Annotated in this window: 13 protein-coding genes; 7 read left to right on the top strand and 6 right to left on the bottom strand. The window is 45.6% G+C overall.

Annotated features, from left to right (window positions below; translation table 11 throughout):
• The first annotated feature begins 66 nt into the window (after window positions 1-66).
• From AABW11_RS05910 to AABW11_RS05885, 6 genes are all read left to right on the top strand, one after another.
• Window positions 67-1,518: an isochorismate synthase gene (locus tag AABW11_RS05910; protein WP_340103867.1), complete on the top strand. Its 1,452-nt coding sequence runs from the start codon at window positions 67-69 to the stop codon at window positions 1,516-1,518.
• Window positions 1,508-3,217 (top strand): 2-succinyl-5-enolpyruvyl-6-hydroxy-3-cyclohexene-1-carboxylic-acid synthase, encoded by a 1,710-nt coding sequence (gene menD / locus AABW11_RS05905; RefSeq protein WP_340103866.1) that lies wholly within the window; start codon window positions 1,508-1,510, stop codon window positions 3,215-3,217. The genes AABW11_RS05910 and menD overlap by 11 nt, the downstream gene beginning before the upstream one ends.
• The gene (locus AABW11_RS05900; protein ID WP_340103865.1) at window positions 3,218-4,027 is read left to right on the top strand and encodes an alpha/beta fold hydrolase; all 810 of its coding nucleotides are present in this window, start codon (window positions 3,218-3,220) and stop codon (window positions 4,025-4,027) included.
• Window positions 4,020-4,856 (top strand): 1,4-dihydroxy-2-naphthoyl-CoA synthase, encoded by an 837-nt coding sequence (locus AABW11_RS05895; protein ID WP_340103864.1) that lies wholly within the window; start codon window positions 4,020-4,022, stop codon window positions 4,854-4,856. Before AABW11_RS05900 ends, AABW11_RS05895 begins: the two co-directional genes overlap by 8 nt.
• A 201-nt stretch (window positions 4,857-5,057) precedes the next feature.
• On the top strand, window positions 5,058-6,026 hold the full coding sequence (locus tag AABW11_RS05890; RefSeq protein WP_340103863.1) for a DUF4412 domain-containing protein: 969 nt from the start codon (window positions 5,058-5,060) through the stop codon (window positions 6,024-6,026).
• A 506-nt stretch (window positions 6,027-6,532) separates the two neighbouring features.
• Window positions 6,533-7,003 (top strand): aminoacyl-tRNA deacylase, encoded by a 471-nt coding sequence (locus AABW11_RS05885; protein WP_340103862.1) that lies wholly within the window; start codon window positions 6,533-6,535, stop codon window positions 7,001-7,003.
• 97 nt (window positions 7,004-7,100) lie between these two features.
• Here AABW11_RS05885 and nuoK read toward each other — a convergent pair whose 3' ends face one another.
• The 3 genes from nuoK to AABW11_RS05870 all read right to left on the bottom strand — a co-directional run bounded on the left by nuoK (window position 7,101) and on the right by AABW11_RS05870 (window position 8,817).
• Window positions 7,101-7,403, bottom strand: coding sequence for an NADH-quinone oxidoreductase subunit NuoK (gene nuoK / locus AABW11_RS05880; protein ID WP_340103861.1), 303 nt, complete (start codon window positions 7,401-7,403; stop codon window positions 7,101-7,103).
• Window positions 7,400-7,921, bottom strand: coding sequence for an NADH-quinone oxidoreductase subunit J family protein (locus AABW11_RS05875; RefSeq protein WP_340103860.1), 522 nt, complete (start codon window positions 7,919-7,921; stop codon window positions 7,400-7,402). Before AABW11_RS05875 ends, nuoK begins: the two co-directional genes overlap by 4 nt.
• 80 nt (window positions 7,922-8,001) lie before the next feature.
• Complete coding sequence (locus AABW11_RS05870) at window positions 8,002-8,817, bottom strand: undecaprenyl-diphosphate phosphatase (RefSeq protein ID WP_340103859.1); 816 nt, start codon at window positions 8,815-8,817, stop codon at window positions 8,002-8,004.
• 181 nt (window positions 8,818-8,998) lie between these two features.
• Here AABW11_RS05870 and AABW11_RS05865 point away from each other — a divergent pair, with 181 nt between their 5' ends.
• Complete coding sequence (locus AABW11_RS05865) at window positions 8,999-9,997, top strand: AAA family ATPase (protein WP_340103858.1); 999 nt, start codon at window positions 8,999-9,001, stop codon at window positions 9,995-9,997.
• A gap of 144 nt (window positions 9,998-10,141) precedes the next feature.
• Here the strand turns inward: AABW11_RS05865 and AABW11_RS05860 are convergent, their stop codons facing one another.
• From AABW11_RS05860 to AABW11_RS05850, 3 genes are all read right to left on the bottom strand, one after another.
• A complete protein-coding gene (locus AABW11_RS05860) occupies window positions 10,142-11,260 on the bottom strand; it encodes a tRNA-queuosine alpha-mannosyltransferase domain-containing protein (RefSeq protein ID WP_340103857.1) in 1,119 nt (372 codons plus the stop codon).
• A gap of 522 nt (window positions 11,261-11,782) precedes the next feature.
• On the bottom strand, window positions 11,783-13,657 hold the full coding sequence (gene mutL / locus AABW11_RS05855) for a DNA mismatch repair endonuclease MutL (RefSeq protein WP_340103856.1): 1,875 nt from the start codon (window positions 13,655-13,657) through the stop codon (window positions 11,783-11,785).
• Between the two features lie 85 nt (window positions 13,658-13,742).
• Window positions 13,743-13,895 carry a hypothetical protein gene (locus AABW11_RS05850; RefSeq protein ID WP_340103855.1) on the bottom strand — a complete coding sequence of 51 codons (153 nt, stop codon included), beginning with the start codon at window positions 13,893-13,895 and terminating at the stop codon, window positions 13,743-13,745.
• Between the last annotated feature and the right edge of the window lie 164 nt (window positions 13,896-14,059).

Genomic DNA, 14,059 nt, shown 5'->3' with positions numbered 1-14,059 from the left:
ATTCTTTGGAATGATAAACTTTCAATTTATATTGAAAGTTATAAATATTTATGCAGTTAAAATTGAATGAATTCAGCAGACAGGTTCCCAGAAACTCCGACGAAATTTATCGAAACACTTGACAGTGAATCGTTTAAAGCATTTCTACATGCCCTGTCGCACAGCAGATACCAGGAGGGACAACTTCTATCGTTCACACTTCCTATCGCACCTATTGATCCTCTGGCGGCTCTTGAACTCCACGAGAAAAAAAGTGAGCGCTTTTTCTGGGATCACCCGGGAAATAACATCTCAATTTCAGCGGCGGGCAAGGTTAAGGAACTTAAAGCTACTGGTGCTGGCCGTTTTGATGAGATAAGCAAAAAAACACGCGAGCTAAAAAAGAAGATCTCTGCTTATACATCTATCACCCATTCCATGGCAGGGCCACTTTTTCTTGGTGGATATTCGTTCGGCGACCATAACATCAGCCCTATATGGAAAAAATTCGGGGCGGCACGTTTTATTCTCCCCGAATGGACACTCGTGAAAACAGGCAGCCGTTATCTGCTCACTCTCATTATTGAACGTGAAGAGAAAGCAATTCATGATATTTATACCGAAATAATTGAACGCGTAACGGACTTCCTCAATATTTCGGGAAAAGCAGGCAGCAGCTGTACCAGGCAAAATTCTGACGAGCAAAATATTCTTTGCAATTTTCAGCGTGTCAATGAAAAGAGCCGCTGGATCGATCGAGTTGAAAAAGCGAAGAAGCACATCTCAGAAAAGGATTTTGAAAAAATTGTGCTTGCACGAACGGTTGAGGTCAAGTCTAAGCATCCACTAAATCCTACTCTGCTAAGTTACCATTTGAGGCAAAGCTACCCGGAGTGTTACAATTTTATTGTTCAGATTGATGATGACACATCGTTTATTGGGGCGACACCGGAACGTCTCGCCTCATTTGAAAACGGCGTGTTTAAAACCGAAGGCCTTGCCGGAAGCGCATCACGCGGAAAAAGTGCCTCTGAAGATGCAGCCATTGCACAATCCTTGATGATGAGTGAGAAAGATCTTGAGGAGCACCAGTTTGTTGTTCGGGCCATTGACGACAGCCTGTCGCCCTACAGCTATAAGGTCGATCATCCAAACAGGCCGCAAATCAAAAAACTGAATAATGTTCAGCATCTTTTTACTCCCATTTCAGCTTCTATTAAAGAGGGTGTTCAGATTCATGATCTTCTGAAAAAACTTCATCCTACCCCTGCTGTCGGTGGATATCCAAAAACGGATTCTATTCCGCATATCCAGGAAATTGAACAAATTGAGCGAGGCTGGTATTCGGCACCGGTTGGCTGGTACAATCTCAATGGATGCGGTGAATTTGCCGTTGCCATCCGGAGTGCGCTTCTTCACAAAAATCACGCTCACCTTTATGCCGGGTGTGGTATTGTGAGTGATTCAGATCCTGAAAGTGAGTGGGACGAGACTCTTATGAAATTTGAGCCTATGACCAACGCTTTGAATGAACTCTGAGCCCCGGCTTCTTACACCTTTTTCAACGGCATCTCTTCTCGTTCGATCATTTTATAATATTGGACTACGTTATGTCATCCTCTCACCCGGCAGCCGGTCGACGCCGCTAACCATGGCATTTTCCTATCACAGTGGATTCAATAAACTGGTTGTTCTTGATGAGCGATCAGCCGCATTTATGGCACTTGGTATCGGTAAAGAATCAGGCAAACCGGCCATCCTGGTTTGCACCTCGGGCACGGCCGCTGCAAATTATCATCCTGCCATTGCGGAAGCACGGCAATCCGGCGTGCCCATGATTGTCTGCACCGCTGATCGCCCGCCATCACTACGGGGAGTTGGAAGTTCTCAGACACTGGATCAAATTAAACTCTATGGCGACAATGCGGCTTGGTTTCATGAGCTGGGAGAACCGGCCGACACAGAACATGACTGCCGAAGAATTGAGTACGCAGCTCGCCAGGCGATGGAAGAAGCGATTCAATCCGGGGGTGCATCACACCTAAATATTCCCTTTCGCAAACCGCTTGAACCGTCGAAAGAACAGATAACATCAGAGCAAAAGCTTTTTAAAGAACAACTCTCGGAAACCGACCCCTTTTCAAAAAACGCCTCTGTTTCCGAAGTTTCACTTTCAGATGAAATTATTGAACTCATCAACCGAAGCAAGCGGCCGCTTATCATTGCCGGGCCCGCCGATCCTTTCCGCCAGCAGCATCAATCCGTATTGTCAATTTCCAAACAGCTAAAAGCTCCGATACTCGCTGAACCCGGATCGGGAATTGCCGATCAAGGATCAAGGATCGACCGATTTGAACAGATTCTTCGATTGCCTGATAAAGCCGACGCTCTGGAACCCGATCTTATTTTAAGATTCGGAGATCAGCCATTCACAAAATCACTGCTCCAATCCATTCATCGGTGGCAGAATGTGCCGCTTATTCGGTTTGATGCACGACATTCATGGCAGGATCACGAGATGAACACCCGGCACACAATCAGCCTCGCGTCAGCTGACCGGCTAAACCTAAATGGCATCCATCAAAAAGATCAACCCAACTATATTGATGACTGGCGAATTGCTGAACAGCAGTCGCAATCCGAGCTAAAAAAATCTCTGGCTGCACAGAAAAACTTATGTGACGGCCATATTTTTCACCATCTCTCCGAGCATCTGCCAGACACCTGGAATACGGTATACTCGAATTCACTACCGGTCCGGGATGCGGCACTCTTTGGTTATCCGTCCGGACAACTATTTCTAAACCGTGGAGTTGCCGGTATTGATGGTATAACGTCAACGGCTATCGGCATCGCGCGATCATCCGGTTCCCCCACCTGCTGCGTGATTGGTGATCTCGCTTTTCTTCACGATTCAAATGCTCTGCTTTCACTTAAAAATCTCAGCGCGCCTTTTTTGATAGTGGTCATAAATAATAATGGGGGCAACATTTTTCGCATGCTGCCAATACATGATCACAAGGATGTTTACACAGATTATTTTGAGACGCCTCAAAATGCCAATATTCAGCATCTCACACTGGCTCATAACCTCGGGTACCGGCGAGTCGAGACGCTGGATGAGCTCAGGAATCTACGGTTTGATGACAGCGCCACGACTGAAAAACCAATCGTTATTGAGTGCATAACAAACCCGGATGAAAGCATGAAACTTAGACGCGGATTGTGGGGTGCATAAATGAAGCTCTATTGCCGCGACGCCGTTTACTATATGGAGATTCTTCAGCGGGATCCTTTTAAGCCTAACTTGTTACTTATGCATGGCTTTATGGGCTCATCAAAGGGATTTGCTCCACTGGCAGAACGTTTAAAATCAATCTGTAATCCCTGCACGATTGATCTTGCAGGCCATGGCCGTTCGAAAATGCCGGCCGATCCTGACCGCTTCTCAGCTGAATCTCAGGTAGCAGACTTTCAATCAATTCTCGACCGTCTTCAGCTGGACAATCTGTGGCTTTATGGCTACAGTATGGGCGGACGGCTGGCCCAAAATCTTTTCTCAGATTCCTCTGAACGCTTTACCGGTCTTATTCTCGAAAGTACGCATTGTGGGATCTCTGATGGAGTGAAGAGACAACAGCGACAGGCGATCGATGAAAAGCGGGCGAAAGCTATTGAATCAGATTTTGACAACTTTATTGAAAAATGGACAAAGCTGCCATTATTTGTGTCACCTGATAGTGCCCGTGAATTTGACTACGACTCTATTATCAAACAGCAAAATCCTGCATCTATGGCGGCATCGCTTCGGGGATTTGGAGCCGGAAGCACCCCGTATTTGTGCGATAAACTGGCGGCCTCTGATGTACCAATCGCTTTAATTGCAGGCGAATCAGACGAAAAATATGTTGATAAGATGCGTGAAATACATCACCTTTTCCCTGAATCTGAATTACTTGTTGCCAATAGTGCTGGTCACAGAGTTCATGCAGATCAACCCGAACAGATAATCACTTTTTTAACCAATTTTTTGAATCGATATGGCTGAGTGGAAAACCGTAAAAGAGTATAACGACATCACCTATAAAAAATCCGGCGGTGTGGCTCGAATTGCAATTAATCGTCCCAACGTCAGGAATGCATTTCGTCCCCAAACACTATATGAAATGGAAGAGGCCCTGATTGATTCACGGGAAGACACATCCATTGGTGTGATTTTACTTACAGGCGAAGGGCCTGCCGATGACGGTGTCTATTCATTTTGTTCAGGCGGTGATCAGAAAGTACGCGGCAAGCGCGGCTACGAGGGCGGTGACGGTGTCCAGCGGCTGAACGTACTCGATATTCAGCGTCTCATCCGCTTCATGAGTAAAGTAGTGATTTGCGTGGTGCCCGGCTGGGCGGTCGGTGGCGGACATAGTCTACATGTGGTGTGCGATCTGACCCTGGCCAGTAAAGAGCACGCTATTTTCAAGCAGACTGATGCCGATGTGGCCAGTTTTGATGGAGGGTTTGGATCTGCTCTTCTCGCTCGTCAGATAGGCCAGAAACGGGCTCGTGAAATCTTCTTCCTTGGCCGGAGCTACTCCGCACAGGAAGCGTATGAAGTGGGGATGGTCAATAAGGTGGTTCCTCACGACGAGCTGGAAGAGACGGCCTACCAGTGGGCACAGGAAATTTTGGAGAAAAGCCCAACGGCGATTCGCATGATCAAATTTGCCTTCAACATGGTGGATGACGGCATGGTGGGTCAGCAGGTATTTTCCGGCGAAGCCACCCGGCTTGCATACATGACGGATGAAGCTGAAGAAGGGCGAAATGCCTTTCTTGAAAAGCGAAAACCCGACTTTAGTAAATTTCCCTGGCTGTCGCTTTAAATTATTGTCATCCCGGCCCTGAGCCGGGGTCCCCCATCAAAATAAAGTATTAAACATTATCGGACTATAGAGACAGAGCATCGGAGCAATGCTCGATGATTTAAAAAGCAGACCAAAAATTTTTCCTAAAAACAGAAAATAGAAAAACAAATCTTATATTTTTGTTTCCAATTTAAACATCAATCTAATTCCAAAATCAATATGAGAGAACTAATCGCTTTTTTAATATTAATGATGTTATCACTGGCATTCGCAACCACAGCCGATGCGCAACTCTTTAACCGTCTTAAAGACCGGGCAAAAAAAGCAGCTGAAAACAAAGTGGAGGAAAAACTCAGCAACGAGGTTGAAAAAGCAGCCGAAAGAGCCGTTGAGAAAACATGGCAGTCGATATTTGGTGAGGAGTTCGGGGAGGAAGGCGATGGTATCAATGTCTCCTTTACAATGAACAGCGATGCTGTCACGGAAGAGTCCTACAGTTTTGATATGATAACCACCATGCAAGTCGAAACTGTTCGGGAGAACGGAAATTCCGATGGACCCATGATTATGAAAATGCATTTCAACAATACTGAATCTTATTCCGGCACTCAATTTTCCGGCGAGGAAATGGATGATTCTGAGGGTGAAATGTTCATGATCTACGACCTGAAAAATGAGTCGATGGTGATGCTGATGGAAAGTGATGATGGTAAATACTCATTCGCCTACGACTGGAAACAGGCGCAGCAGCTGGCAAAAGATTTTGATGAGATGGAGACGGATCAAGAGATGAATTCCGACACTGAAATGGAGACGAAAACTGATGCTGAATACACTGATAAGCCGCAGAATTTTGAAGAGATTGGAACCAAAACCATCGCCGGACTGGAATGCCGGGGATATAGATCTGAAACTGAAGAGAGCGTGATAGAATACTGGGTGACCGAAGATGAAGATGTAGGAATTTATAAAATGCTCCGTGTCAACGAACAAACGAAACATCTGAAAGGAAATGTCCCGAAAAACTATCCCACAGGAACGCTGATGGAGATGGTTCAGGAAGATCTGAATAGTGGAGAAAAAACCTCAATGAGGGTAACCGACATCAACAGAAATGCATCTGTTACTTATACGATGAGTGATTATCCGGCGATGTCTTTTGGTGGTGGCAGCCAGGATCAGCAGTAAATATTTAGGGATCTACAGTGGGAGCTGTGGATCCTTTAACTCTCAAATAAAAACCTACTTTTCCAACCTCGGAGTCCAAAAACTATAACCAGATGTGTCGAATTCATCTATTGAAGTGGCGGAAACAGAAAATATATAGATATGATGATTACCGACAGTCGGTTAGCCGGGGGTTCTCAGTAAGAAGTAAAGGGGTAATTTTTATCAACTTCATGTCTGCATGCTCAATGGAAGTTACCAAGAGATATTCGACTTCTGTGCGGCACCATAGAGATATCAGCACAGAGCCCAGAATATTTTGGATTGCCACATTCAAATATGATTTCTTCCTTTCTGCCCCGAATTGGGCTTAAAAATACCATCTTCTGATTAATATGATCTGAATTTTCCAATAAAATCCTTCCCCTTATACCGCAATTGGTTACAGACACAATGGAATGAATTTCGGCCAGATTAAATTGTTATAAGTGCAGTGAATCTACGTAAATCCAAAACCGGAGGTCAGCATGCCAGTAAGTAAATTGACAGAGTATCTTGATGAGAATAAAATTAAATATGTGACTGTACAGCACTCCAAGGCGTTTACAGCACAGGAAGTTGCCGCCTCGGCTCATATACCGGGCCGCCAAATGGCAAAGCCCGTTATGGTTAACATTGATGGGGATCTTAAAATGGTTGTCCTGCCTTCAACGCACGATATCGACTTTGATACTCTAAAAGATAAGCTAAATGCCTCTGAAGCTGCGCTGGCGTCTGAGGACGACTTCGAGGATCTATTCCCCGATTGCGAACTTGGCGCAATGCCACCTTTCGGTAACCTGTATGATATCGATACAATTGTATCCGAGTCACTAACCGGAGATACGGAGATTGCTTTTAATGCCGGTAGTCATAACGAAGTGATAAAAATGGATTACAGTGACTATGAAACACTCGTGGAGCCTGAGATTATGCCTGTAGGTGTAAAACAGGCCTGATCATCTGAATAGAAAAATAAGTCGCATAAAAAAAAGCCTGCCGGACCAACTCCGACAGGCTTACTTATTTATTGGAATTGGATAAATCTCAATCCAACTACCAACGCAACAAATTCACTTTTGTAATATCAACAGAGAGGTTATTACGGAATATTGCAATGATAATCGCAAGTCCCACAACGGCCTCGGCAGCTGCAACCGCAAGCGAGAAAAACACCAAAATCTGTCCTGAAATATCTCCGTGGTAGGCGCTAAACGTAAGCAGTGAAAGATTTACGGCGTTCAGCATCAGCTCCACACACATAAAAATTACAATTGCATTCCTCCGTATAAGTACGCCAATAATACCTATAGTAAACAGAATTGCACTTAATGCCAGATACCAGTCAATTCCTATCATTCGGTTCCCTCGCTGTTTTTAGCCTTATACTGAGCAACCATCAGCGCCCCGACAACCGCTGCGGTTAACAAAATGGCAGTTAGTTCAAATGCATATAAAAAGTCGGTATAAAGCACATCACCCACAGCTTCCACTGTTCCAACATAAAGCATTTCAGATGATATTTCCGGGAGCATGTCGGTAACTCCTCCAAGACTGTACAATATCTGCCCGAAAATAATTACGCCGAGCAGAAAGGCCAGCATATATTTTATTCTGAACGTATCCAGCAGACTCTCTTCTTCATCCACATTCAGCAGCATGATGACAAAGAGAAACAGTACCATGATGGCCCCCGCGTACACTAAAATCTGAATCAGAGCCAGAAATTGTGCCTGCAGAAGCAGGTAAATTCCTGCAATGGAGACCATGTTCACAACAAGTAAAAGTGCACTATTGATCGTATTCTTGTTAAGGATCATTCCCAGTGCACTTGCGATCGCTAAGACAGCAAGTAATACAAAAGCGTATATGTCCATTCAATTCTTTCTTTTTTGTTGAAGCCTTTAATGTAGACATATTTAAAAATGGCTTCAAGCAGATTGTATAGTTTTTGAGATTAGTAAAATGCGATTATTCCAATAATTCCTATAGTCCAACAGTAAAAAGCAAAATAATGGAATTTTTTGCGTTTCAGAAGCTTAATCAGGTATGTAAGTGCAAAGTAACCTGCAATAAATGATGTGAAATAACCGGCGACAAGACTGATTATAGGTATTTGGATTTCACCCAACCTGAGTAGATCAATTATTTCCAGAAGCATAGCCCCTGCGAGTACAGGCAGTACCATTAAAAATGAGAAGTTGGCGACTTTATCTCTGTCAATACCCATCAACAGACCGAGAGAAATTGTTGAGCCCGCCCGGCTGATGCCCGGCAAAATTGCAAATGCCTGGGCCACCCCCATCCAAAAGCCCCTGTTTGCATTGACATCTTTCTCAGGTGATTTTATAAATTTTGTTGAATAGAGTAGCGTGCCGGTCACAAGGAGCATTAATGATACAAAAAATGGATTCAAAAATGCTTCTTCGATCGGTTCTTTAAGAGTGAAACCAACAACCATAGCCGGAATCATACTCAAAACAATGATCATGCTGAGCTGGCTGTTTTCATCCGTGAAAAGCCTCCCTGACTTTAGTCCAGAAGGTGTGAGACTTTTAAACAGATCCGCTAATATCTCGCTAAGCAGCTTGCGATAGTAAACGACAATACTGCAAAACGATCCAAAATGGACGACGATTTCAAAGGTTATCCCTGTTTCAAGATCACGTGCAATAATGGCACGTGCAAGAGCTAAGTGACCTGAACTGCTGACCGGTAAAAACTCAGTAATTCCCTGTAAAAGGCCTAGCAGTATAGCTTCAATAATTCCCAAAAAGTTATTCCTCCAACATGAATGTAAAAATGCGCAACACTAAATTCCAAACACCAAAAATATACATTACCTTCCGTGTGATTTTTGTTGCGGAATAATTGGCTAGTTAGTTATCTATCCCGTTTATTTGCATACGAAAGTAATGAATTAAATTTAAAATCGACGAATAAAACTTTTACAGATGGAACAACCCGTTGATATGCAGGAGCTCAGTGAACGCATTGAGCAGAGCAGCGCCTTTATTGAAAAAATTTACAGCGAATTAAACAAAGTCATTGTCGGACAGCGCTATATGATCGACCGGCTGCTCATAGGCTTGCTGGCCGATGGCCACGTTCTGCTTGAAGGTGTTCCCGGCCTTGCAAAAACGCTGACTGTGTCGTCTTTATCTGCCGCCATTAATACAAAATTTCAGCGCATTCAGTTTACGCCTGATCTTTTACCGGCCGACCTTGTGGGAACGCTGATCTACAATCAGAAAGTGGGTGACTTTACGGTTAAGAAAGGCCCAATTTTTTCAAATATTGTTCTTGCTGATGAAATTAACCGATCGCCTGCCAAGGTTCAGAGTGCCCTGCTTGAAGCGATGCAGGAAAAGCAGGTAACTATCGGCGACACCACGTTCAAACTCGAGAAACCATTCCTTGTGCTTGCTACTCAAAATCCCGTGGAGCAGGAAGGAACCTATCCGCTTCCCGAAGCCCAGGTAGACCGGTTTATGCTGAAACTGAAGATCGGCTACCCATCTGAAACCGAAGAGCTGGAAATTATGCGCCGAATGGCCAAAACCGGCGATAAGCCTACCGTTGAACCCGTTATCGATTCCGATCTTATTTTGGAAGCACGCGCAGTTGTCAACGAAATTTATACCGATCAAAAAGTTGAGAAATATATCATCAGCCTTATTTTTGCCTCAAGAAACCCGGAGAACTACAACCTGGAAGATCTCAAAGACCTGATCAGTTTCGGGGCATCCCCCCGGGCCTCCATCAACCTGAATCTTGCCGCGCGTGCCCACGCATTTATGGAGCACCGCGCCTATGTTACACCCGAAGACGTGCGGTTTGTAGCGATGGATGTTTTACGACACCGTATAATTCCCACCTTTGAAGCCGAAGCGGAAGAAATCACCAGTGAAGACATCGTGCAAAAGATTCTGAACACAGTGCCTGTCCCGTAATTTTTAGTTTTGAGTTGTGAGTGCTTAGTTGCGAGATGTAGCAACCTTCAAGAGTGCGAACGCAGAAAGATCCTGAAAGAGTTGCGATTTTAAGTGATTAGTTTTGAGTGATGAGTTAACTCAAAACTAAAAACTAAACACTCATCATTCATCACTCCCCCTTATTTCCTCAAAAAGCTCGTCATAGGTCCGAATAACCCGGCTCCACTCCAGGTGTTTGTTGATGTTCTGAAGCGATGCTTTCGGCAAGGGCTTCATCTCTCCGGTCAGCAGTTTTTTTAAGATGTGGAAAAGGTCATCTTCCGTATCGTAAAGGACCGGAGCGTGCAGCAATGGTTCATGCAGGGTGTCCGGAATTAGCTCCGGGTAATGCAGCTTATTTGGTACCAGCGGATGACAGCCACAATAGATTGCCTCCATAATTGCAACGCAGAAAAATTCATGCGTTGCAGTTGAGACCACAATGTCTCCCGAGTGAAGCAGCCGACTGTAATTCTCTACATTTTCGACATACCCAAAATGTGTAATTTGATCCCCAAACCGTTTCCAGGCTCTCTCGAACTCCTCAGGCTTTTGATGCTTGGTATCACCGGCCAGGATCAGATCGAACTCGAGGTCGATATCATTTAGGCGGTTTAACACTTTAAAAAACATGCCGGGATTGCGATCAAACTGCCAGCGCTGATTCCACACAATCACCGGGCGTTGATTGTTCGACCGGGTGTCGGGCTGATCGTCAAACACGCTCAGATTCAGTCCCGGATACATCACCCTGCTTTTGCTCCGAATCTGATCGATAGTCTTGAAATGCTTATCATCTGGAAAATGATCCAGAAAATTGGGCAGCTCGGCCAGTAGATCATCCATATGAAACCGCGTGGTAAACAGAAGCTCATCGGCAGACAGCATGCTCAAGTAGTTGATGTAGCTATAGGTAATGTCTCTCTCTTCCCCTGCTGGAAGCGGCTGCGTAAGCTGATTTTCATGCATCATCATCACCTTCGGCGTATATGCAAACCGCGGATTAGTGAGTGCCAGGAATGCGGGCAGATTTGTCATGCTGCTCACAAGCAGCAGATCAATCTCCTCATCAACGTGGCTTGTCATCTCGGCAAGCTTCACCGAATCTCCGTGCATCCGCCATTTCCACCCCTTGTAGTTCAGCGTAATAGGGATAACATTATGGCTTGAATGCTCGCGCAGCCCGTTAAGAAAGGCTTTGTGCGATCCACTGAAAAATGGTTCAACCGCAAGTATATTCAAATGACCGCTGTTTATAGGTGAATAATATGAAGCCTGAATATAACGGTTGAATGCCAAGTGTAAAAGCGCGAGTTCATCCTCGTTTGACGACTTTAGGAAAGATTAAGTTCAGGCTCCGCAATCATCAGTCGTCTGAGGAGTTTCTTTCTTTCTAAGCAACCAAAAAACCAAAAGATCGTGACCCCAGAATCCCCGCTCGAGCGGGGACAGACACCTAAGCGTTCAGCGTCGTGGCAGGGGCGTGTTTTATAAGTTGCGAATACGGAAACGATTCAATCCACGCCTGTGAGCCTTCGGGACACACCCCTGCTTTCAGAAAGCATCGCATCGCGATCTCTCTGTTAGCTGTCCCCTCTCGGAGAGGGGATTCTTCCTCGTCTGACGACTTTGGGAAAGATAGAATTCTGGCTCCGTACCCACCAGTCGTCTGACGAGTTTCACTGGTTCGGGGCCACATAAACTCGACAGTCGAAAAATGCCACCAAGTAATTCCTTCGGGACAATTAAAAGTCGAGGAACGGGTTACCGAAACCGGTTCTGAATCTCGTCCATCGGCATATAGACGAGCGTCGGTTTTTGGAGCGGATCGTGGTAGGGTTCCTCGCAGGCAAACAGCTGATCAATCAGCATCTCCATCTCAACTTCGGAAAGAACTTTTCCGCGGGGGATCGCCGTGCGGGCAGCAAATGCGATTGCAATCTTCTTTCTCGCATCAAGCGACAGTTTTTGATCGAGGCTTCGGTATTTCTGGAGCATCGACCGCAACACTTCCTGCTCATCCCCGATATCAATATCGGCCGGTACGCCATTGATGATGGCCGTGTTTCCGCTAAGCAGTTCAATACTAAACCCCATACGCTGAATGATTTTATGGAGCTCTTTAAGAAGAGAATATTCCGTTGCCGACAGCTCAACCGCCTGGGCAAATAGCAGCTGCTGGGTGCCCGGCAATGATTCTTCGGTTGTGCTGAGTGTTTTTTCGTAAATGATGCGCTTATGGGCTGCATGCTGATCAATAACACACAATCCGGTGCGAGTTTGCGTAAGAATATACCGGTTGTGAAGCTGCCAGAACCCGCGATCTTTTTTCTGGGGAGATCCCTGATTCCCGGCACTCTGCCCGGATCTTTTTCCATTCTGATCATCGTCTGAATCTCCGGGCTGACCGTAAAGCTGATTGGCGCTGTCGGAGCCATCAGGCATCCCCTCTTTCCTGTTGATTCGTGACGGATAGCTGTGCTGCTCACCGCCGGTGCGTCCGCGGGCGTTAAACCCTTTTGGAAACGATTGGCCAGAACCTTCCCTGTTTTTAAAATGATCAAAGCTAACATCAAATCCCCCATCGGATGAGCTGCCTGACTCTCTATCCACATCAGGTACAACAAAATATTCGTTGATCGCTTTCTTGAGCACCGAGCGCGTCAGCTGAACGACGCTGCGATCATCCTCAAACTTCACCTCCATTTTTGCAGGGTGAACGTTTACATCCACCATGGATGGATCAATCTCTAAAAACACTGCATAGAACGGGTATTCGTTTTTCCGGGTCCAGGCATCAAATAGGCTCAAAATCACGTAGCTGAGGTAGCGGTGCTGAAACGGGCGTCCGTTCACGAAAAGAAACTGCTCACCCCGGCTTTTCTTGGCCAGCTTGGGGTCAGCAAGCACGCCGTGAATTTTCACATAGCTTGTTTCTTCTTCAAACGGAATCAGGCTTGCACGGTATCGCTTTCCAAATAGTTCAGCAATTCGCTGTTCTAAAGGCTGCGCCGGGAGCTGGTATATACGGTCGCCATCGGCATGCATCTCGAATGAAATGTCGGTATTTGCAAGTGCTGCATGATGAAATGCCCGAATGATGTGGCGAAGCTCCGTGGCGTCTGTTTTCAGGAATTGCCGCCGGGCCGGAACATTGTAGAAAAGATTTCTGACCGCAATAGACGTGCCGTTATCAGTAGCCACCGGTTCAAACTTTTTTTCTTCACCGCCCCAAATTTCCAGCAGTGTTCCGGCATCATCCCCGATGCGCTTTGTTTTCATCTCAACCTGGGAGACCGACGCAATAGAGGCCATCGCTTCTCCCCTGAAACCCATCGTTCGAATTTTGTAGAGATCGTCGATGGATTCAATCTTAGATGTGGCATGCCGCTCAAAACAGAGTTTTGCATCTTCCGGGCTCATACCACAGCCGTCGTCGACAACCTGAATGAGTGTCCGGCCGGCCTGCATTACAATAAGTTTGATGGAATCAGCACCTGCATCAATAGCATTATCCAGCAATTCTTTGGCAACAGATGCGGGGCGCTGAATGACCTCTCCGGCGGCGATTTTATTGGATAACTCGGGCGGCATCGACCGGATGATCGATTCGCTGGTTTCGTTGGAAGTACTCTTCAAATGATGATTCTTTGAGAATTTGACGTTATTTAAGCTACACTATTAGAGGCTTTTGTGCCAAGACGTTCCTTTAGAACAAGCCCCTCTACAGCATCGACATTACAAGAAGGACAAGAGTTAGCCCGGCCACGTAGAGAAATATTTTGGTGCCATAACGGTCTTTACGCCGCTGTGTTTTAATACGAATCCGGCGTTTTTTCTTTTCATCCACTTCCGGGTTATAATAGCGGAGTGGCATATTAAATTTTCTGGGTTTCGGCCTGTGGCCAAACATCGGTTTGATCATACTGTCTCCGGTTTATTAAGCCTAACGATACGAATTCAATATCATTGCAAATATACAAGAAGCAGGGAAGAATTTGCAGTCGTATTATCCATTATTTTATCTTGGCTCCATTCAGC

The organism is Rhodohalobacter sp. 8-1 (assembly GCF_038150125.1).
Lineage (GTDB): Bacteria > Bacteroidota > Rhodothermia > Balneolales > Balneolaceae > SW132.
This window is presented reverse-complemented; position numbering and strand designations above follow the sequence as displayed.